The sequence below is a fragment of the Microcoleus sp. B3-D7 genome (assembly GCF_036705305.1).
Lineage (GTDB): Bacteria > Cyanobacteriota > Cyanobacteriia > Cyanobacteriales > Microcoleaceae > Microcoleus.
This window is the reverse complement of the sequence record NZ_JAUBUE010000021.1, coordinates 18,649-38,175: the sequence shown is the minus strand read 5'-3', so window position 1 is coordinate 38,175 and position 19,527 is coordinate 18,649. Positions and strand designations below refer to the sequence as shown.

Genomic DNA, 19,527 nt, shown 5'->3' with positions numbered 1-19,527 from the left:
GGTTGAAACCAGGCTCATAGCTGAATTACTCTTAAGAGGGCTGGAAGATTCATTTTAGGCTAACTATTAATTGTACTCGTTCCCCGCCTGAGCCGGGAAACATTTACAATTTCTACGTTTCATCTCCCAAATAAGCCTCAATTACCGCCGGGTCATTCCTCACAACAGCAGGTTCTCCCAAAGCAATAAGCTGACCGAAATGCAAGACGGCAATTCGATCGCACAACCCCATAACTAGCGGTACATGATGCTCGATCAATATTACAGTTAAATTGAATTGTTGGCGTACTTCTCGGATAAATTTGCTTAATTTGTGCTTTTCACTGGGATTCATCCCTGCTGCCGGTTCATCTAACAAGAGTATTTGCGGTTCTAAGGCTAAAGCGCGGGCAATTTCTAAGCGCCTCTGGTCGCCGTAGGCCAAGTTTTTGGCTTGTTCGCCCGCGCGATCGCCCAATCCGACTAAATCCAACAATTCTAAGGCTTTTCGCTGGGTTTTGCGTTCCATTGCGTTAGATGCTGGCAAGCCGAAAATCCCCGCCAGCACCGATAAAACTGGATTTCCCGATCGACTGTGGATGTGTCGCGCGATCGCCACATTTTCCACAGCAGAAAGTTCCCCAAACAACCGGATATTTTGAAAAGTTCTGGCAATACCTTTATTAGCAATTTGATAAGGCTTCAATTGGGAAATATTTTCATTTTGATAAATAAGGTTGCCGCTAGAAGCAGGTATCAGTCCAGTCATTAGATTAAATAGAGTTGTCTTGCCCGCGCCGTTAGGGCCGATTAATCCAAAAATTTCGTGTTTTTCAACTGTAAAAGATACGTTGTTTACAGCAATTAAACCACCAAAACGACGGGTTAATCCTTTGGCTGCTAAAACAGGATTGTTTCTTGAGGGGGTAAGGGGTTCGGAAATCATCAAATATAAAATAGTGATTATCTAATTATGCCTCAAATTATGGATGCTCAAAAACTCTTAGAACGAATCACAGTAAATCCCAAGATATTTAACGGAAAACCCATTATTCGGGGTCGCCGTCTTGCAGTTGAGCATATTCTAGGAATGTTAGCTGCAGGCGACACTCCTGAAACGATTCTAGAAGGCTATCCCTGGCTAGAAAGAGAAGATATTCAGGCTTGTCTAGTTTATGCTCACCGACTGGTTAGTCACGAGCGTATCGAACCTCTCTTGGCCGAAGCTGGCAAATGAAAATTCTTTTGGATACTTGTGTTTGGGGCGGCTCCCGCCAACAACTCGAAATCGCGGGACATGATGCAATATGGACGGGAGATTGGCCAGAAGATCCGGGCGACGAAGAGATTCTTTCTCGTGCATATAATGAGGGTCGTATTCTAGTAACCTTAGACAAAGATTTTGGCGAACTTGCAATAGTCCGAGGCGTACCTCACTGCGGGATTATCCGTTTAGTTAATCTAGCGGCGAGACAGCAAGCAGAAGTTTGCTTGCAGGCGATCGCACTTCACGGACAAGAACTCCAGTCAGGTGCTATTATCACTGAGGAATTAGGTCTATTGAGAATCCGAAATCCGGGATAATGAGGATAGACCCATGCGAGAAATTCGATGCAATACCTGCGGTAACAACCGGTATGAGGAACGTAGAATCAATTACCTTTACAGCCATCAAGGTAAATACTTGCTAGTTCCTAACACGCCTGTAGAGATTTGTGTTGATTGTGGCATGATTTATTATGATGCAGCAGTTCTCAAAGAAATTGAGCGCCGTTTCTTTGCGATTCACCACCAGAATGAAATGCCGGATTCGTATATTCAAATTCCCAGCAAGAGTTACACGTAAAGAAGGGTTTTTCAAGGGAAGAACCAGAATCTTCTGAAAGTAGCGGTTTTTAAGCAGTATTTAGGGCGATCGATTTCACAACAGACAAGCACAAATTTAGATCGCCCGGAGTCCTGAAACAGTTTGATGAGAATGTATACACAATTATTCAAATGGCTGATACGGCTCATCAAATACAAGGATTCTGGCCCATGACGAAGCACTACCGACAAAGATTAGTTGCCGTAATTGCCCTCTCGTTTCTATCTTTCACATCCCCTTTGCTGTTAACTCGCAATGCTGCGGCTGGAATTAAGGACGAACCCACAGCTACTCCCAAACAGATTGCCTCCCTCACCGAGAAGTTAAAGAGTAACGATGAAACGGCACTTGATCCAGCTATTAAGCTGTTACGAAAAATAGGTGAACCAGCCATCCCTGATTGGATGGAAGCTTTGCAGGATCAGAATTTGTCAGTCGGCCAAAGTGCTGCTGAGGTTCTAAGACAAATTGCTCTTCCTGCTATTCCTGCTTTTGTCAAAACCTTGAAAGACTCAGATGTGTCGGTTGGTGCAGAAGCTAAAATTGCACTGCCACAGCTAATTCTGTTGCTGAAAGACTCCGATGCAACTGTGCGTAGCCGTGCAGACTATGCTTTGGGAAGGATGGGTGCAGAAGCTAAAACTGCTGTGCCGCAGCTAATTCTGTTGCTGAAAGACTCCGATGCAAATGTGCGTAGCCGTGCAGCCAATGCTTTGGGAAGGATGGGTGCAGAAGCTAAAACTGTTGTGCCGCAACTAATTCTGTTGCTGAAAGACTCCGATGCAAAGGTGCGTAGCCGTGCAGACTATGCTTTGGCAAGGATGGGTGCAGAAGCTAAAACTGCTGTGCCACAGCTAATTTCCCTGCTTCAAGACTCAGATGCAACTGTGCGTAGTAGTGCAGCCAATGCTTTGGGAAGTTTCGGTGCAGAAGCTAAAACTGCACTGCCGCAGCTAATTGTCTTGCTGAAAGACTCCAATTCAAATGTGCGTAGTAGTACAGCCTCTGCTTTGAATAAAATCCGTGCAAAAGCTTAAACTGCACTGCCGCAGCTAATTGTCTTGCTGAAAGACTCCAATTCAAATGTGCGTAGTAGTGCAGCCTCTGCTTTGAATAAAATTTGTGCAGAAGCTAAAACTGTTGTGCCGCAGCTAGTGGCTGTTGACAAGGTGAAATTTAGAGTTAAATACTGACAGAATCGGCGCTGATTATAGCAATATGTACATTAGCCAACCTGACCCGGATCTTTGCAAACAAATCGGTGCGTTTGATGAACAATGTCAGGCTTTTACTTTGGTGAGGCCGGGAGTTGAGGGCGATCGAGCTTGGTGTTATTTCAAGAATGGTGTGCCGTCGCCAAGTCGGAGAGAAGGCAGGATTTCTAGTGTAAAACCAAGGCGTTAAAGAAAAACGAAAGCGGAATGTTATTAAAGTTTCCCTGTTTAAGCTCAACTTCCCCCCACGGGGAAGTTTAACTCAACATCAGAAGCAATTACAGAATTTCATCGAATAGAATAGCAGGGATGTAACCGTTCACGGGTTTTAAACCAAGACTTGAGAAAATCGCAGAGTCCGATTAAGGTAAGCCAGTTAGATAATTCCTAAGCAAATCCGGTTACAGGTTACTTCTGTGGACTTGGAATCTTGCTGAGAAATAATTCCTTAGTCCGAGAATCGCGATCGTACATATGTATAACAGGAACAAGGCGATCGTCAACCATCACTTTGTCATCCTGAATATCCCAACATTTCTCATGATCTCCACACAGTGTGAGGACGGCACCACTCTTCAAATTATGTTTGACCGTTTGGTTACTGGGAAATTCATAGTTAATCACCTTATTAAACATTGCTTGATCTAGAGGCTTACGACGATGGCGTTCAGCCTCCACCACCATTAATTCAATTAATTGCATCATGAGATGGTTTCCTCCTAATACTGTCCCTGCACAGAGTATAGGTTTTCCCAACAGTTTTTCAAGAGTTGTTTTTCCATAAACAGCATTCACCCATTCACTATCTACATTTTCTGGAGTGGGCGGCCCAAAATAAATACCTGCTTCTTCAAAAACGTGAAGCTTACTAGAGTCTAAGTCATCGAAGGGAGAAGCTTGGAAAACAACATCACGCACATCTGAAGTCATAACCATTCGATAACTGGAGTTAACCTTAAGGAATGTATGGTAAGTAATCCACCGACCTGCTAGTGGATGAATCCAATTGGCAACCGTACTCCTATAATCCTCCTCTAAGTAGGTACGGTTAGACCCTGAACTTAGTCGAATTAAAGCTTGCAGTCCCACCATCTTTGCGTGATAGATGAGATTTAGGAGCTTTGAGCTAGTAACCCACTTCCACACATTTTCAATTGGTATAAGGGTGATATTTTTTTCTAGAGCTACCTTTGCAAACTCATCTCCTAAAGCATTAATAAACACAACAATATCAACTTTGTCTGGATCACAATGCTGACGAGTGGATACAACGAACCTGTAGAAATCATCGAATTTGCAGTTGGTTGCATAACCCATTATTAAGTCTTTCATTGTTTGTTACCTCAAAATCAGTAGATGTAAACAGTAAATATACTAACAGAGTCTTAATTGAGTTTTGGTGTAGCCGTCTAAGCGTTGACCGAAAACGGCTTCTGTACTCACAAAAAAGTCGGCAGAGCCACAACTAATTGTGTCGCAGATATTGGGTGGCAGATGTGCAATAAATGATCCCACCTACCATACTACAAATACCTCATCTATGTCAACCTGTTGTTATTCCCAGTCGTCATCTTTTTTGGTCGCTCGAATTCGGCGCAGCATCAAACTCAAAAAATTGAGCGATTGCACTTAAAAATGTTACCTGCATTACATACTAAAATACGTTATAGCTCTCCAAAAAAATCTCAAACCGACCGTCAGAGCAAAATGAGAATATTTATTAAGAAAAGGTGTGGGCGAGCATCGTTATTTAGCAAAAATTTCCGGTGCAAAGGATAGCGACGTTCTGCCACGACAAATCACATCGCGTTATAATGGTAAGAATTACCATACCGCCTGAATCTCCTTAACATCTCGCAGGGATAATTGTATAACAATGTACATAACAGATTCGCCCAACGCAAACAAAAGTGCTGCTGACGATGTACGCTCTACCAAGTGAAGGCTCGAATCTCCCAGGCTTGCCTGACGAATATCACCTTGGCAATCACAAAATTTTTGATATAGTTGCTTTCTCCCTAATTATCTAGCCGATCGCGTATTCTCTGTCAGCGATATAAATCTCTACTACGACTCCAATCCTCCCAATTGGTACAAAAGACCCGATTGGTATTTAGTTGTCCATGTTTTCAGAGTTTGCCGAGACAGAGACTTGCGCCAAAGTTACGCCATTGGGGACGAAGCCGTAACTCCTTTAATCGCCATCTAATTTCTGTTACTAGGTAGGGAAGATGCAGATTTGGGGCTGACAGAATCGGAACCAAACAAACCGCAGACTAAGTGGCAGATTTACGAGATAATTTTGAAGATTCGTTATTACTTGGTTTTTAGCAAATACAACAACTAATTGAGAGTATTTCGCTGAGTTGGCAACCTTTACCGCGAACAAGTGTTAACAGGTGTTCGATTCTGGATACTGGAAATAAAGTTGAGTTTTGGTTTGTGGTAAGGTTCTTTCTTGGAAGATCAGAGGTTGTGGCTGCGCTAGTATGATGTTAATGGCAATTTAGCTCGGACTGCAGAAGCATTTCCAAGACAGCGAGCTCAATTGGAAAGGCAGCGGGCAAATCCATTAGCCGATCGACTGCGAGCAATGGGCATTAATCCAGATGAGCTGTAAAATTAAGTAGCAGCATGAAATGGTGCAAGCTGCAAGCGCTGTCCATAAAAATTTATTAACTAAAAATAACTTATGCCTGAATCTACCTCATTTCGCGATCGCTACCTAGCCCTAATCGACAAAATTGTCGAAATCACCCTCAAAGGTCAAATTCGCTCCAAAGAACAAGTTTATCAAATGCTGGTGCAAGACATTAGTACGGGTACTGGCGAAATCTTTGAACGCTGTTTCGGCGAACGCCTTGATGCCGCCGAAAATCAAGTCAGAAATGAAAAAGACGAAATCAAACAAGCAAAGGCAAATCGCACCCTCCGAGCTCTCAAAACCATCCAAGGAGAATGGGAACGCTGGCAGAAAGATAACCGCGTCGATCGCGCAATTGCATCCTCAATCCAACAAATCGTTACTGCCGAATCTAATGCCCGTCTCCTGGCATTATTGCAAGTAATCGATCCGAATAAAGAACATCCGCTGACTCTTGCTCAATTGCAGCAATTGGCAAAATCTCTGCACCAACAAATGCTGCAAACTGCAAATCCCGAAACCGAACAAGATTTGCAGCAAATCACCGCCGGCATCGCTAAAGGTTTAGAATCTTGGCAGCGGTTGGAACCGGAACTCGTGGGCTGGATTTATCAACCGCAGCAGCTAGGATTTGCCGGTAGTCCCGAACAAAATGGGCCTTGGGCTTTTTGGGCAAAAAAAGTTAACAGTCCCTTTCCCCAGGCTCTTTTGAATACTATTGCGATCGGTGAATCTGTAGTTCAATTCGCAGCCCAGCAATCGAGTTTAGATTTAGGCATATTGGTGGAAGCGGCGATTATTTTGCAGTGCTTGCAGCGCGCGTTGGCGACATGGTTTGATAAGCAAGTTTACGATTCCAAAGTGTCAACAAAAGCTTCAATTTCTACTTACATTACTTTTGCGGTAATTTGGAGTCAGCTAGCTAGTGGGTTTAATAATTCTACCAAGAGCGGCGAGCAGTTGGCAAATGCTTGTTTTCAAGTAACTTTGCAAATTTTGCGCGCTTTTTCTCAGCGAGAATATTTTCCGCTTTACGGGGGAATTTTTGCTTCGTTTGATGGTAAAGCCCTGCGGCATACTTTGGATTATTTAGACGAACCGCTGCGCCGAGTTGAAGGCACTCAAGCGAAAGCTCGGATTCTGACGCTTTTGGGTTATTCGATGCAGGCGGCTGGGGTCTACGAGCGATCGATCTTGCTGCACAAGCAAGCACTGGAAATTGCCCGTACCGAAGGAGACAAAGCTTGCGAAGTTGCCAATCTCAATCACATCAGCCGCAACTATGTTGCTCAAAAAAATTATCAGGAAGCGATTAATTACAGCCAGCGGGCTTTAATTATGGCACGACAAGCCGGAGAGCGACAAGGCGAGGCAAATGCTCTGGCTAATTTGGGTTACAGTGAAGTGTTTCAAGCGCGGCAGTTGGAGGAGGTGGAACCGGAGGTTTACGAGAGTGCGATCGGTTATTTGGAACAAGGTTTGTTGCTATCGGAAAAATTGGGCGATCGCCAAAGTCAAGCTTTTTGTTCCAGCAGTCTCGGTCTTGCTAAAATCGCCCTGGAAAATGCTGAAGCTGCGATCGAGTATTTGCTCAAAGGTTGGCAAGCGGCTCAATTCTCAGGGGATTTATATTTGCAAGGTCTGAATTTGGCTTACTTGGCTCAAGCTTATTACAGAATCAACTCACTAGAAAAAGCGATATTTGCGGGCAGTTTGGGGATGTATACTTTGGAGCAAATTGGTGCGATGGAGTGGCGTCAATCGGCTGGTTTGCTGACAATTTTGCGGGGTCAAATGGGGGCGGAATCTTTTAAACAATCTTTGGCGAAAAGTCGAGCGAATATCATTCCGGCGATCGGTGTTGACGGCTACGATTACATTCTGGAGTTGCTGGAAAAATATCAGCAATCTATTTAACTCTTTGTTGTGGAACAGGCCGGAACGCCTGTTGCTGAGAGGGGTGCAAAATGTAAGTTTTAACTCACCCAATAGCTGCATTATCAATAAGTCTTTCATGGGCGGGCTCTCCTGCCCACCCCACAACCAAATTTAAGTCTTTGTGGAACAGGCATCTTGCCTGTTCATGTGTTTTTATGCACCCCAACCTCCAAATAATTAATGCTCAACTATCACCGGTGTGCCAACTGCGACTTTCTCAAATAAAGCCTGTGCGTCTTTATCAAACATTCTGACGCAGCCGTGAGAAGCCGCCCCCCCGATCGACTCTGGATTCGGAGTACCGTGAAAACCAATCACATTCTTGCCATCCGTCCAAAACCCCATCCACCTACTCCCTAATGGATTGTCTGGCCCAGCAGGAATAAGTTCTCCCGTCCAAGGATTTTGCCAAACTGGATCTTTGATCATTTGCATAACTTTAAAATTGCCTGTAGGAGTTTCCCACCCGCCTTTTCCCACAGCAACCGGGAAACTGGCTTGCACCTTATTTTGTCGGTAAACATAGACGCGGCGTTCTCGCAATTTCAGGACTAAACGCACTTCCTCAATAGGATTTACCGCAGGCTTTAGTTCCTGGGGAATATAACGAAATGGTTCTCCCAGGGGCGGCAGTTCTGGGGTTCCGAGATTCGGCAATTTTGTCTCGGATGTGGGCCGCTGCGCCGCGATCGCACTATTACTTGAATTAGCCACCACTTCGGCAGTCGCCTGCTGCTGTAGGGCGACCGACAGCGCCGCTGCACTCAAGCTCAGTACAATTAACTTGTCAAACAAAAATTTGCTCTTCACCATTGTTTTGTTCGCTAAACTCCTCACCAGCAGTTCCTACAAAGTTCCTATCCAATTATCCGCCAACCGCACCCGATCATAAAAATTTTGAGATGCCTTTCTGACGGCAACTGCGCTGCACAGTTTTTAGTTGAAATTCCACCACTGATTATTTGTAACTCAACACAAAGCTTAGGCAATAATAGTACGAAAAAAACAAGGTTTTTATAAGCGGCTCAGTGGACTTACGCAAGAGAATGTCGTGATAAAACCCGGTTTATGCGTAAATATTGCCAGAAAATGATTAAATTATACCTCCGACTAATTTGATTTTTTAGCCATGACCGACTGGGGATCGAGTATTCAAACTATGGCGCTGCTGTATCCGGCAAGCACAATCTGTCTTTGGGTAGAGTTGGCCCCAGCAACAGTTAGGTTGGCGGAAAAAAACTGCTACGGTCGATCGAATAAACTCAATATATCACGGCAACACTCTAGAGATGCAAACCGCTGAACTTGTTGTAAATCGGGAACTTATGATGTAAAATTTAGTCTTTCAATACTTGTTCGATAATCTTTTTTTGAGATTGTCATAAATTTCCTACTCTGGGGATTAAACTGGATTAGGTATAGAGGTTGGGACTTTCGCGCAGCGGAAGCAAACCCGACCCTGAATAGCAGTTAATGTGAGGTTTCAATGCGTCTTCAGAACATCAAATTATTGACAGGTGCAACACTGTCGGTGGTAATTTCGGCGGTCTCAGTACATCCTGCGATGGCTAACCCTGCAACTCAAATAGCCCAAACGCAAACCACCACAACAGCAAACGCTAGAACCATTGTCGGTTTTGTCAAAAGTATTGTCGGCGACGTAGTAACTATTCGCGAAGAAAGCGCGCCGTACAGGACTCTCAGGGTTCAAAGATGCGTCCTGAGAATTATTGGTCTAGTACCGGGAATGAAAGTCAGAGCCACCGTCGCCGGATCTCAGATACAAAATATCGCGGTGATCCCCGATTATAAGGTGGTAGCCACAACAGTTGCTCGTCCCGCAACCCCAGCACCGGCACCACGTCCGGCTCCCGAACCGCCACCGCGTCCGGCTCCTCGTCCGGCTCCGGCTCCGGCTCCGATTCCGGCTCCCCGTCCGATTCCGGCTCCGGCTCCCCGTCCGGCTCCTGTGAGAGGACTTTGGTAGAGCTAGGTTATACCATTTTAGATTTTCGATTTTCGATTAGAGAATTGTGAATGACCAAAAGCAATGTGGTCACAAGCCCCGTGATTCATTCGCGGAGCGAGAAAAAAGCTCGAATCCGGATCGCAAGCCCTCGGAGTTATCAGTGGGGTCGCTTTCTTCAATCTAAAATCTAAAATCTAAAACCTAAAATCGATTGACTGATCGAGCTCAAACTTTGGAGCACCGGCCTACAGTTGGATTCTTTTTTGCAACTGGTATCAGTAAATGGAATTAAGCCACCGCGCCGGCGGTGGCTTAGCGATTTAATAGCAGTTAGAATAATAGAATTGTCCAGCAATTGTGGAGAAACCGCTGCTATGTATTACCTGCGTTTCTTGCTGCTAATTCTGCTGTTGCCGATGATGGCGTGCGATCGAGCTACAGATGCGATCGCGCCTGCTGTGGGCGACAACGGCCCCCTGTCGCAAATTCCCTCCCGTGCACCGCTGGCAAATGTTGGGACAAATCAAATTGTACCGACCAAACCGCTTTCGCCGCAGCCAATCCGTATTGTTGCAACTACTTTGCCGCAGCCAGGAGCCAGCGATAGCGCCTCAAAACCTCCTCAAGTAGTACCGATTCCCGCATCGCCAGTGCTGCAAGTCCCTCCTGGCTTTGTCGTCAACGTTTTTGCTGACAATTTAGACGCTCCGCGATGGCTGGCTTTGACGCCGACAGGCGATGTTTTGGTAACAGAAACCCGGCAGAATCGGATTACGCTGTTGCGGGATGCCAACCGCGACGGCGTTGCTGAGGTTCGCAAGACTTTTGCAAGTGCCCAAAACGGGTTAAATATTCCCTTTGGTATGGCTTTTGCCGATCGCTATTTTTTCCTCGGAAATACCGCTGAAGTCCGCCGATTTCCCTACACGAAAGGGCAGGAACAATTGACAGGTACTGGTCAAAAAATTGCCGATTTACCGGGCGGCGGCTACAACCAACACTGGACGCGAAATGTTGTCGTTTCCCCCGACAATAGCAAGCTCTTCGTATCAGTTGGCTCGCAATCTAATGCCGATGTGGAGCCGCTGCCGAGGGCCTCTGTTCAAGTGATGAATTTGGATGGCAAGAACCAGCAAATTTTCGCTTCCGGTTTGCGAAATCCGGTGGGATTGGATTTTCACCCAAAAACCAATCAACTCTACACGACGGTCAACGAACGCGACGGTTTGGGAGATGATTTGGTGCCGGATTACTTGACAAGGATTCGTCAAGGCGAGTTTTACGGCTGGCCTTACGCTTATTTTAAGCCGAATTTGCTCGACCCGCGCCACTCCAGAAATGGCAATAGCGATCGACCTGATTTAGCAGCTAAAACATTAACGCCGGACGTGCTGTTTCAGGCGCACTCGGCCGCTTTGGGGCTTCAGTTTTACGACGGCAAAACGTTTCCCAAAAGATTCCTGAACGGGGCATTTGTGGCGTTTCGCGGCAGTTGGAACCGGAACGCTGGAACTGGTTATAAAATCGTGTTTGTACCTTTTAATGCGGCGAACGGACGCCCTCAAGGTTATTATGAGGATTTTCTGACTGGTTTTCTCACAGATCCGTCTGGCCCGAAAACTTGGGGGAGGCCTGTTGGTTTGCTGGTTTTACCTGACGGGAGTTTGCTGTTTACTGAGGAAGCGAACAACCGGATTTATCGGGTGCAGTATCGCGGGTGACGATGGGGGGATTAATAAATTCTTCACCACCGTCTACTTTTTGTTGAATCAACAATGGATCTTCTTTTATAATTTCACTATTTAATTTGAGAGTCACTGGGTGGGGGCGGGTTTTGTAGACAGATTGCCTGCTGTTGCTTCTGATTGCGCGCTCAAACCGCCTCTACAACCTCGAATATATCAGAACGATCGAGATTTTGCGATCGCGCTTTAAAATCCCGAACCGGGTTGTCTCAGAAACTCTGCTTCTTCGGGGGTTGTTTCGCGTCCGAGAATTTCATTGCGGTGGGGAAATCTCCCAAAACGCTGGATTATTTCCAAATGCTTCTGCGCGTATTCAATGAGTGAATCGCTGTCATGTTCGCGGCTGAGTTGGCTAAATAGTTCGACAGATTTTTGCTGGTTTTCTAAGTTTTCGCTGTGTTGAAAAGGCAGATAAACAAATAATTTTTGTACAGTCAGCAATTCGCGATCGAAGTTATGATTAATAGCGTATTCGGCGGTGGCTAAAGCTTTGCTGTCTGTGGCGAATGCTTGGGGCGTTCCCCGAAACATATTACGTGGAAATTGATCGAGCAGTAGAATTAATGCTAGGCAGTTTTCGGGGGAATCTTGCCATGAGTGAAGTTGACCGGAGGCGGCGAGTTCGTATTGCGGGAGAAATCGCGATCGCACTTCTGCATCAAAATCCGCATCTTTTTCAAACCATTTCTTTTGGGCTTTGCCAAACTCTGGAGAGTGCGATCGACCAAACCAAAAATCTAAAACTTCATTCATTAGCAATCTAGTATGCGATTGATTGTTGATTAAAGCTTCTGTGTCTGTAGTTGCACAAAACGTGCTATCTGTGCAACTACAAACCACAGCGATTAATGATTAGCAATAATGACTTAGGAACCTTTGTTGTGCAGTGCTTAAAGTTAGGAACTAGCAAACAGTCTGTCCCAAGTTTTGCCTCCCACAACTCCGTCTACAGGAATATGAGCTTGTCGCTGAAATCTTTTCACTGCATTTTCGGTTGTCGGACCGAAAACGCCATCAATTACGATCGGGTGTGGGGACAAGCCCCGCGCGTTCAACAACTTTTGCAGTTTCTTCACATCGTGCCCTTTCGAGCCGCATTTTAAAATCCTTTTATGGTGTCTCACTGCTGGTCGATGGCAATCATCAGTGTAGCAAACTGCGGAGCCCGCTGCATAGTTTGCTCTACTTGTACCCGTCAAAACTAATAGTGCGAGAATTGCTAGTAAATAATAAAAAGTCTGCGATCCGGCCATACTTTCCCTGTTAATTTTTCAAGCGTTTTTTGCAAGTTGGACGATTGTTTGAGGGTGAGAAACCGGGTTTATAGGATGGGGGCATCCAATCTTGATTGACCAGGTTTCTGGCAACAGTCAACCGACATTCTACAATATAAGTGGCTTTACTGCAAAATCTCCGATCGTGCAAGTTAAATTTTGTTGCTCTTTGGTAGCAGCAAAGGTAACAATAACTTCGCAGGCAACTGCAACTGTCAGGATTACCAAGTTTCGCGCCAGCGGGTAATCGCAAACGTCATCATTGGCCGCTGAAGGAACCCGATAGTGTTGGTTCCAAATTATTTCCGAGTAATCGGCAGCTAATCCGACGTGCACGCATGGAAGGGAGGCACTCGCACAGTAATCCTTGACTGCTTGCCGCCCGACACTGTTATCAAAAGTATCGATGACTGTGGCGCTGTTGGCAAGCAGCCGATCGGCATTTGCGGGCGTCAATTCTTTTGAGTGCGCGTCAATGCTGACTCCCAAAGCGCGGTAGAGGTTGTTGGCGAGAATTTTGGCTTTGAATGCGCCGATGTCCGATCGATAATAGGGTTGAGTGGAAAGGTTGCGTTCCTCAATGCGATCGCGATCGATGACTTTTAACTGACAAAAGCCCGATCGCGCCAGACTTTCTGTAATATTCGCACCCAAAGCGCCCGCCCCGCACACCGTTACCGGGAAATTTTTGATCTGCGACATCACTCCGGCACTTCTGTAAAGTTGTTCGTGAAAAAATATGCTCATGGTAATCAAGAATTAGCGATTTTCGACGACTCCAACCAATGAATGCAAGTCGAAGTCTTTGTCCAATCCGCTGAGACAAATCCCCGCACTCATAACTGTCAAGTCATTTTTGGCGATCGCAGAAGTGTGGTGTTCTCCCGTTCCGCTAGTCCATTCAACCAGCCAATAATTTTCGCGGTCGAAAAAATCTCGCAATTCACCGCCGCCCATTTTCAAAGCCCCCTGCAAGCGCTTTTCTGCCCGCACTTTCGGATCGAAACCTTTAATATTTCGCGACAGCAATTCGTAAACTGTTCGCATTTCCGGTGTCATCCCTTTAAAGCGAACTTCTTGAGGCAAAATCAACTTTTTTAAAGCTGCTTTCAATTCCTCAGACGGCCGCGGATCGGCGCGTCTATCAATCTCTTCAAACCACAAACAATGACCGTCCCACCGCGCAACGATCTGCTCAAACTGCGAACCTTCAGTTACTAAATGAACTGGTACGGGTTTCGCAACACCCGTGCGCTGTTTAGCATCAGATTCGTTAACAGGATAAGCCAGCCAAGTTTGCCCTTGCAGCACGCAAGCCAACTGCAAGCGAACGGGTACAAGCAGTTGCAAATACTCGGCTACTTGCGGCAAACTCGGTTCCTCAATCACCGCAGCAATTTTCTCATTGACTGGCCCAAAAATAGCCCATCCTTCAAAGTTGCGCGGCTGCGGTTGAAAAGTATAAACCATTGAGCTAATTCGTGTCCGCACGCTTCCCCCGGGCACGCAAGGAGCCAGGAATTGGGTATCGAGTAGGTGCGCTTCTTGGGCAGCGAGTTGGCTGAGGATTTTGCGGATATCTGCCACTGAATTGACCTCCGTCATCTTACTTTTTGTTACCGAAGACACTTTTAGTTTAAGAAAACATAAAGATTACTCAACACTATTGACAGTAATTAATTTCCTAATCTAATATTGAGCGAACCTCGCAACTTAACCTTGTAGATATCTTAAGTAAATATGCTGCAAAAGCTTTTTTCTAAGTGGGTTGTAGTCACAGCTTTGACACTTCCTCTTTTTGGCTCAGTCCAGGTAGCTCAAGCTCAGGACACCTATGGAGCTACTGCTTATTCTCCGACTTCTGACGCCACTGGTATTAGTTGGGATCATGCTACAGAGAAAGAAGCACTAAACGCAGCAGTAGCCGTGTGCAATGAACAAAGCGGAGGTGCGAACGACTGCGAACCCCTGACATCTAATAGTAATAATTGTGGAGCGATCGCAGTAGGCAAAGGAGGAGCTGGTGCGGGCTGGGGCGACGATAAAGAAGCAGCAGAAGCTCAAGCTCTCGCAGGTTGCAGCGAACTAGAGGGCGGCAGTTGTAAAGTGCAGCTTTCAGCTTGCAACAACTAATTAAACTGATAAAAATCGGTGGAAGAGGTGTATATGTTGGCTGCTAAAACAGCTTAAAAAATAGTAAATGTATGGTGTGCATTGCACACCATACCAAATACAACTCAGCTAAAATTAGGGTACGCAATGCACACTCGACGCAGTTAATCTCCTACTTCGGAGGTAACTGCATCGGGTGGCAGCAAACTTTCTAATCTATCTTTAGACCAATATTCAGTAGGGTAAGCAAGTGCAATAATATCAGAGAGTCGAATCAGCCACGTAACTTGCCCGTAAGCATCGATATGTTCCGCCTGTTCGTTAGGGGGAACTATCACCAAAAGTTCCACAAACTCCCCGAACAAATTAGTCGGGATGCCGCCGAAACTACTATTATTTGTTTTAATCCAAACTTTACTGCCTCGATCGACAGCTTCTTGGAGTCGCTGGCAGAGCAAACTGGATTTTTTGAGCTGGGATTTTTTGGCTTTCGACTTTTTTCCCATAGTTTTAAGAAGTTAAAGTAGTTGTATTGTGGGTTGCACAGTTCGCTGCACAGTTCGTTGCACATTGGGTTGAGATTTAGCGCAATCGCAGTTTGGTATAGAAACGGACTGAAGCAAAAGGTAGATCGCCCCGTTGCTACCCCATCACTCTAGTCTATAAGAAAGCGCTGTACTGCGATCGTAATAACAATTTAATCGCAAAATGGGGAAATGACACCCGCTCAAAAAAAAATGCCACTGTCGCCAAACTCCAAACCCTGGTTGGCATCAGTGATTCCCAATCTAAAATCTAAAATGGTATTACCTGCCGTATCATGTTACACAATCAGTCAACGAGACCCGTGTTTCTACTGTGCCCAAATGCAGTATAATCGGCGGAATCTTCCCAAATCGTTTAAGTAAAACAATGGACTGGCGAAAGCTCATTCATCCAAACCCGAAAGCTTCAACAAGTCAACCAGCGGCGCCAGAAACTCGATTGTCTGTAGAATTTTTGCTGGGGCTCTTTGCTGCGGGATGGACACAACAGCAGGTTTTAGAGAAATATCCTGCACTCACTGCAGAAAAGTTGCGCGCGGCTTTGGCTGGTGCGGATTCCCAGTTAGTGTCATCCATCGCTAATCCAGAATTACAAGAAATTATCGCTCAAACTAGAGAATAATTTACAATGCTAACACCTGAAGGATTGCGGGCTGTTTTTCGTTTGCTGCTGAATGTATCCGTATATAAAAGTTCTACTTGACGCGATAATTCCAGGTTTTGATAGCTAAATCTATAAACCATCCTAAATTCGTGGGTGTCTCCTTTGCGTAAGATTTCCACCATTCCAGAGTAGTGTTATCAAGAGGAGGAGTAATACCTTTAAGAAGATTGATAAGTAACCAAAAAGTATTATTATAACCTAGTGCAGCTTGCGTCAAGTACATATTAGATTTACACCATTTTAACATCCCCTCTCTAGTTACTCCTGAATATGTATTAGGTTGAGGTTGCTCTTTTAAGTTGATAGTATCTTTGGTACAAACAACCCATTCTAGAGAAGAATTTGGAGAAAAAGGGTTGCCTACTTTTTTCAAAACAAATCCAAATCGAGTTATCGGTGTTTTGGTATTTTTATTAACGGCTGTTGGCAACCAAAGAAATAAAACGATTCCGTTAGTAGTGTTAGTTATTTCGGCCACTTTTTTGTGATTCACTCCATCCCCAGTTCCATACAATATTTTTCTGTAAGTGGTACTAACCATTTCTTTTACTTTTGGCTGAGACAAAAGCAAAGTTCGCAACTTCAGAAAATCTGTATGATAGTCTGGTGGGAGCCTACCTACAAAATTGCAAGTAAAAGGAGGTAAACTGCTAAGATCTAAATTATGAGAGATTTCTGGCAACCCAAATACAGGGTAAGAAATTTCATAAATTTGACTTAATAGTTTAAATTGACCTGAATTATGATGATTTTGTACAGCAAATTCCCAAAAACAAAAATCTTCTTCAAATTTTGAAGCTTCTTTGTCTGTGTAATTATCAGCGTGAAAACTCGGTGCGATCGCTATCATTTTAACTGGCAATGAATAGTCAATTTTATCCTCAAAGCATTTATTGGTGATAATAGCTTTACGATACCGAGTTAACTGCGAAACTAATCCTCGATCTTCTTCATTTTTCAACTCAATAATTATCGGCTGTTTTTCGGATTGGGTACAGCACAATAAATCGCATCGCTGCATTTTTACAGTATGCTGCCTTTTGATTTTAATTAGCGAGGGAAATATTTCATCAAATTTCTCATCTACATAATCTTCCAAATCCATCTCGGATTGAAACCTGATTTCACCACCAATATAAATTAACTTGCGATTAGCAGTTTTTACCCTCTCATTCAACCTTTTACCTTGGGTTGATAGATGTTTTGCTTTGAGGTATGGCACAGTAGCTATCCCATAAAGTGAGCATTGCCCACCAGCATAACTGACGGGCAATGCCTAAATTATATCACTTGTCATCCCTCACAGGCAGGGACGTATCCATAATTTCCATCAACAATTCCAGCCGCGAAGGACGACTCAACATCGGCACTAAATTCGGCAAGGAGTAGTAATCGCCCGAAAACGTAAAGGTTTCCACCGATACTTGTTTGCCCTTTAATTGCTTCTCGACATATTCGCACCAAGAACCAACTCGCACAATCACAACATCAGGAATTACCCCTAAACTGCGGCAGTAATTCTGATAAGCATCTGCAAAATAAGGTGCAGTGTTTTCGCCTTCATCTGTTACGATAATGAATTGCTCGACCACCTGCTTTTTAATTCGCATTGCTTCCACCGCGCAACCGCAACTTGTGCCGCCGCCAGCGCGAATGTGCTTGAAAGCGCGTTCCCAGTCTGTCAATTCGCTGCCGTTTGCTTGCACTGGATACGGCATGGTGTCAAAGGCATAAACGAACAGTGCAGCCTCGGAAATGCCGGAAATCAAAGCAGCGAGACGCTTGCCGACTTCGATCGCACTTTCCATGCTTCCCGACTTGTCAATCAACAAACCGGTTGCTTTCGCAATCTTGCCGCGCTTCTTCACCTGTTCGTTTGTCACCGCTTCCAGCTTCGCCGCCGTTGCTGCGTCGAAGTTCGCGCCCGCACCCGCAACACTCGCTTTGTAAGCAGAAACCCGATCGCACTTTGCCGCTTCATCCAGCTTCGAGTCAATCAACTGCTTGACTTCCGGGTGATCCATCGCGCCGCGCGACTGAATCGATTTCAAATTGTTGATAACTTCCTGCGGCGACATCGAGTTAATCAGCGCCGCCAAAACCGTTGGCGTTAGCTGTTTGATCGCACCAACTGCGATCGTATACGGAATCTTGTACTCCACAATCAAATTCGCCTGTTCCGCAGGTGTCGTCGCCTTGGCCAACTGCTTCAAAACGAATGCCAGAGAGTCTTCCGGCGGATTGTCTTTAAACAAAATAGCATTAGCGCGATCGCTCGGCTTGACGTGCAGCGTTGCGTACAAATGCTTCATCGCCTTGCGGTTGCGGAGGGCGGCGCGATCAAAAAACTGCGGATTCTTTTCCCGCGATTTCAGATAGCGAGTGACAGCAGTGCGCGCGCTGCGGGGCACCTTATTCTGGTGCCGCTTCATAAAGTCCACAATCCGCGAAACCTCGTAGGGAGGGAACTCTTGCAGCATCATAAAACCGGCATCTCGGTGTTCCGTCAGCGCCGAAGTCAGCAAATTTCCGGCAAAAACTTCCTTGTGATCGCGCACGTCGCCGTGGCGTTGATACCACACTGCTAAATGACCGTAAAAAATGGGGTCTAATTCGATAATTAACTTGTGAATTTCTGCTACTTTTTCTAATACACGGTGAGGAGTGGTGAGCAGACTGTTGAGCATTTCCAAACGCAAATCGCGTTCTGCTGTATTCATATTCATTGTTTTTACCTTCCTATTGATTTTGGATTTTGGACTTGAGAAGTATTCCAAATCGGCGGTTGGCAGTTGTTGCACGCTAGCGAGTAAAATTTAAAAATCACCGCGCAAGTTTGGGGAGCTTTTTTTAGTAAACCTATGGCTAAACCTAATAGGGTCTGTATGTAAGCTCTCGCGATTAGGGCGCGGCAAAAACTGCTATTGAAAATTATTTGAGGGAAACTGTTTCTAGTTCAAGGGATCTCAAATCGGGTTCAACCCAGTTAATTCGAGCTTCCGAAGACATCAACCTATCGCGCGTGTAGTAGGTAAAAGGTAAAGTGCGCTCGGCATATTTTGCAATCAAACCGTTAGCAAGATTTACCATCGATCGATTCCGGCTTTCATCGGCGAGATACCGGCGAATAGTTCGCACCCAAAACAGCGTTAGGGTTTCGTGATATCCGCCATCTTTTGTAGTCTCAATTCCCTGAACCGAGTTGTAACGTTTAATGCCATTCCGCACCGCATTTATCGCTTCTTGTTCCGAATCATAAAACAGATACCAAAGGGCAACGGTTAAATGCGCTTCGTGAGTCCATTGACTTCGCGGCAGGCTGCATTCTTGGAAAGCGTGAATCAGACTGTCTATCTCGCTGGGCGATCGGTAAATTATAGTTTTTTTTGTCATAATTTAAGTCTCCTCACACACCACTTTTATATCTAACTTTTTATAAATATGAGATGTTCCGCACAAGTTGGCAAAGCGTTTTGACTGTCCGATGGCTCTACCCCTGAGCTACAGCCCCTTAAACGGGGCTGGCAGGATTTGAACCTGCGACAAATCGATTAGAATGTGTGTATTCGCTTCACT

At 45.2% G+C, this 19,527-nt stretch carries 22 protein-coding genes; 11 read left to right on the top strand and 11 right to left on the bottom strand.

Annotation, left to right across the window (positions count from 1 at the left end):
- Window positions 1-112 precede the first annotated feature (112 nt).
- A complete protein-coding gene (locus tag QUB25_RS15820; protein ID WP_333184058.1) occupies window positions 113-925 on the bottom strand; it encodes an ABC transporter ATP-binding protein in 813 nt (270 codons plus the stop codon).
- Between the two features lie 27 nt (window positions 926-952).
- Here QUB25_RS15820 and QUB25_RS15815 point away from each other — a divergent pair, with 27 nt between their 5' ends.
- From QUB25_RS15815 to QUB25_RS15790, 6 genes are all read left to right on the top strand, one after another.
- Window positions 953-1,216 (top strand): DUF433 domain-containing protein, encoded by a 264-nt coding sequence (locus QUB25_RS15815; protein WP_333039059.1) that lies wholly within the window; start codon window positions 953-955, stop codon window positions 1,214-1,216.
- Window positions 1,213-1,563: a DUF5615 family PIN-like protein gene (locus QUB25_RS15810; RefSeq protein ID WP_333184056.1), complete on the top strand. Its 351-nt coding sequence runs from the start codon at window positions 1,213-1,215 to the stop codon at window positions 1,561-1,563. Before QUB25_RS15815 ends, QUB25_RS15810 begins: the two co-directional genes overlap by 4 nt.
- A gap of 13 nt (window positions 1,564-1,576) precedes the next feature.
- Complete coding sequence (locus QUB25_RS15805) at window positions 1,577-1,825, top strand: type II toxin-antitoxin system MqsA family antitoxin (RefSeq protein ID WP_333184054.1); 249 nt, start codon at window positions 1,577-1,579, stop codon at window positions 1,823-1,825.
- Window positions 1,826-2,016: 191 nt separating this feature from the next.
- Window positions 2,017-2,883, top strand: a complete 867-nt coding sequence (locus tag QUB25_RS15800) for a HEAT repeat domain-containing protein (protein WP_333184052.1) — start codon at window positions 2,017-2,019, stop codon at window positions 2,881-2,883.
- A gap of 6 nt (window positions 2,884-2,889) precedes the next feature.
- Entirely contained in the window at window positions 2,890-3,039 is a 150-nt protein-coding gene (locus QUB25_RS15795) for a HEAT repeat domain-containing protein (RefSeq protein ID WP_333184132.1), read from the top strand.
- A 4-nt stretch (window positions 3,040-3,043) separates the two neighbouring features.
- Entirely contained in the window at window positions 3,044-3,250 is a 207-nt protein-coding gene (locus tag QUB25_RS15790) for a PAN domain-containing protein (protein WP_333184129.1), read from the top strand.
- Between the two features lie 218 nt (window positions 3,251-3,468).
- Here QUB25_RS15790 and QUB25_RS15785 read toward each other — a convergent pair whose 3' ends face one another.
- Window positions 3,469-4,392, bottom strand: coding sequence for a hypothetical protein (locus QUB25_RS15785; RefSeq protein ID WP_333184050.1), 924 nt, complete (start codon window positions 4,390-4,392; stop codon window positions 3,469-3,471).
- 1,360 nt (window positions 4,393-5,752) lie between these two features.
- Here QUB25_RS15785 and QUB25_RS15780 point away from each other — a divergent pair.
- On the top strand, window positions 5,753-7,621 hold the full coding sequence (locus QUB25_RS15780; protein WP_333184048.1) for a tetratricopeptide repeat protein: 1,869 nt from the start codon (window positions 5,753-5,755) through the stop codon (window positions 7,619-7,621).
- A gap of 198 nt (window positions 7,622-7,819) precedes the next feature.
- Here the strand turns inward: QUB25_RS15780 and QUB25_RS15775 are convergent, their stop codons facing one another.
- Window positions 7,820-8,455 carry a L,D-transpeptidase gene (locus QUB25_RS15775; protein WP_333184046.1) on the bottom strand — a complete coding sequence of 212 codons (636 nt, stop codon included), beginning with the start codon at window positions 8,453-8,455 and terminating at the stop codon, window positions 7,820-7,822.
- A 673-nt stretch (window positions 8,456-9,128) separates the two neighbouring features.
- Here QUB25_RS15775 and QUB25_RS15770 point away from each other — a divergent pair.
- A complete protein-coding gene (locus tag QUB25_RS15770; RefSeq protein WP_333184045.1) occupies window positions 9,129-9,629 on the top strand; it encodes an autotransporter in 501 nt (166 codons plus the stop codon).
- Window positions 9,630-9,874: 245 nt separating this feature from the next.
- Window positions 9,875-11,332 (top strand): sorbosone dehydrogenase family protein, encoded by a 1,458-nt coding sequence (locus QUB25_RS15765; RefSeq protein ID WP_333184043.1) that lies wholly within the window; start codon window positions 9,875-9,877, stop codon window positions 11,330-11,332.
- A gap of 210 nt (window positions 11,333-11,542) precedes the next feature.
- Here QUB25_RS15765 and QUB25_RS15760 read toward each other — a convergent pair whose 3' ends face one another.
- The 4 genes from QUB25_RS15760 to QUB25_RS15745 form a co-directional block, all read right to left on the bottom strand.
- Window positions 11,543-12,109, bottom strand: coding sequence for a DUF924 family protein (locus QUB25_RS15760; RefSeq protein ID WP_333184041.1), 567 nt, complete (start codon window positions 12,107-12,109; stop codon window positions 11,543-11,545).
- A gap of 143 nt (window positions 12,110-12,252) precedes the next feature.
- Window positions 12,253-12,609, bottom strand: coding sequence for a peptidoglycan-binding domain-containing protein (locus QUB25_RS15755; RefSeq protein ID WP_333073710.1), 357 nt, complete (start codon window positions 12,607-12,609; stop codon window positions 12,253-12,255).
- 129 nt (window positions 12,610-12,738) lie between these two features.
- Window positions 12,739-13,377: a ThiF family adenylyltransferase gene (locus QUB25_RS15750; protein ID WP_333184039.1), complete on the bottom strand. Its 639-nt coding sequence runs from the start codon at window positions 13,375-13,377 to the stop codon at window positions 12,739-12,741.
- A 12-nt stretch (window positions 13,378-13,389) separates the two neighbouring features.
- Entirely contained in the window at window positions 13,390-14,235 is an 846-nt protein-coding gene (locus QUB25_RS15745; protein WP_333184038.1) for a hypothetical protein, read from the bottom strand.
- A 135-nt stretch (window positions 14,236-14,370) separates the two neighbouring features.
- On the opposite strand from QUB25_RS15745, the gene QUB25_RS15740 reads away from it, so the two are divergent.
- On the top strand, window positions 14,371-14,763 hold the full coding sequence (locus QUB25_RS15740; RefSeq protein ID WP_333184036.1) for a DUF4189 domain-containing protein: 393 nt from the start codon (window positions 14,371-14,373) through the stop codon (window positions 14,761-14,763).
- Between the two features lie 143 nt (window positions 14,764-14,906).
- Here QUB25_RS15740 and QUB25_RS15735 read toward each other — a convergent pair whose 3' ends face one another.
- Entirely contained in the window at window positions 14,907-15,248 is a 342-nt protein-coding gene (locus QUB25_RS15735; protein WP_333059547.1) for a hypothetical protein, read from the bottom strand.
- Between the two features lie 406 nt (window positions 15,249-15,654).
- Between QUB25_RS15735 and QUB25_RS15730 the strand changes: the two genes are divergently transcribed.
- Window positions 15,655-15,909, top strand: a complete 255-nt coding sequence (locus tag QUB25_RS15730) for a DUF433 domain-containing protein (RefSeq protein ID WP_333184034.1) — start codon at window positions 15,655-15,657, stop codon at window positions 15,907-15,909.
- 73 nt (window positions 15,910-15,982) lie between these two features.
- On the opposite strand, the gene QUB25_RS15725 is transcribed toward QUB25_RS15730, so the two are convergent.
- The 3 genes from QUB25_RS15725 to QUB25_RS15715 all read right to left on the bottom strand — a co-directional run bounded on the left by QUB25_RS15725 (window position 15,983) and on the right by QUB25_RS15715 (window position 19,344).
- A complete protein-coding gene (locus QUB25_RS15725) occupies window positions 15,983-17,173 on the bottom strand; it encodes a hypothetical protein (RefSeq protein ID WP_333184033.1) in 1,191 nt (396 codons plus the stop codon).
- Window positions 17,174-17,237: 64 nt separating this feature from the next.
- Complete coding sequence (locus QUB25_RS15720) at window positions 17,238-18,677, bottom strand: hypothetical protein (RefSeq protein WP_333184032.1); 1,440 nt, start codon at window positions 18,675-18,677, stop codon at window positions 17,238-17,240.
- A 205-nt stretch (window positions 18,678-18,882) separates the two neighbouring features.
- Window positions 18,883-19,344, bottom strand: a complete 462-nt coding sequence (locus QUB25_RS15715) for a hypothetical protein (RefSeq protein WP_333184030.1) — start codon at window positions 19,342-19,344, stop codon at window positions 18,883-18,885.
- Window positions 19,345-19,527: the final 183 nt, after the last annotated feature.

Coding starts and splice junctions, on each gene's coding strand:
- QUB25_RS15820 (WP_333184058.1), bottom strand. CDS start 925: ATGATTTCCGAACCCCTTACCCCCTCAAGAAACAATCCTGTTTTAGCA.
- QUB25_RS15815 (WP_333039059.1), top strand. CDS start 953: ATGCCTCAAATTATGGATGCTCAAAAACTCTTAGAACGAATCACAGTA.
- QUB25_RS15810 (WP_333184056.1), top strand. CDS start 1,213: ATGAAAATTCTTTTGGATACTTGTGTTTGGGGCGGCTCCCGCCAACAA.
- QUB25_RS15805 (WP_333184054.1), top strand. CDS start 1,577: ATGCGAGAAATTCGATGCAATACCTGCGGTAACAACCGGTATGAGGAA.
- QUB25_RS15800 (WP_333184052.1), top strand. CDS start 2,017: ATGACGAAGCACTACCGACAAAGATTAGTTGCCGTAATTGCCCTCTCG.
- QUB25_RS15785 (WP_333184050.1), bottom strand. CDS start 4,392: ATGAAAGACTTAATAATGGGTTATGCAACCAACTGCAAATTCGATGAT.
- QUB25_RS15780 (WP_333184048.1), top strand. CDS start 5,753: ATGCCTGAATCTACCTCATTTCGCGATCGCTACCTAGCCCTAATCGAC.
- QUB25_RS15775 (WP_333184046.1), bottom strand. CDS start 8,455: ATGGTGAAGAGCAAATTTTTGTTTGACAAGTTAATTGTACTGAGCTTG.
- QUB25_RS15770 (WP_333184045.1), top strand. CDS start 9,129: ATGCGTCTTCAGAACATCAAATTATTGACAGGTGCAACACTGTCGGTG.
- QUB25_RS15760 (WP_333184041.1), bottom strand. CDS start 12,109: ATGAATGAAGTTTTAGATTTTTGGTTTGGTCGATCGCACTCTCCAGAG.
- QUB25_RS15755 (WP_333073710.1), bottom strand. CDS start 12,609: ATGGCCGGATCGCAGACTTTTTATTATTTACTAGCAATTCTCGCACTA.
- QUB25_RS15750 (WP_333184039.1), bottom strand. CDS start 13,377: ATGAGCATATTTTTTCACGAACAACTTTACAGAAGTGCCGGAGTGATG.
- QUB25_RS15745 (WP_333184038.1), bottom strand. CDS start 14,235: ATGACGGAGGTCAATTCAGTGGCAGATATCCGCAAAATCCTCAGCCAA.
- QUB25_RS15740 (WP_333184036.1), top strand. CDS start 14,371: ATGCTGCAAAAGCTTTTTTCTAAGTGGGTTGTAGTCACAGCTTTGACA.
- QUB25_RS15735 (WP_333059547.1), bottom strand. CDS start 15,248: ATGGGAAAAAAGTCGAAAGCCAAAAAATCCCAGCTCAAAAAATCCAGT.
- QUB25_RS15730 (WP_333184034.1), top strand. CDS start 15,655: ATGGACTGGCGAAAGCTCATTCATCCAAACCCGAAAGCTTCAACAAGT.
- QUB25_RS15720 (WP_333184032.1), bottom strand. CDS start 18,677: ATGAATATGAATACAGCAGAACGCGATTTGCGTTTGGAAATGCTCAAC.
- QUB25_RS15715 (WP_333184030.1), bottom strand. CDS start 19,344: ATGACAAAAAAAACTATAATTTACCGATCGCCCAGCGAGATAGACAGT.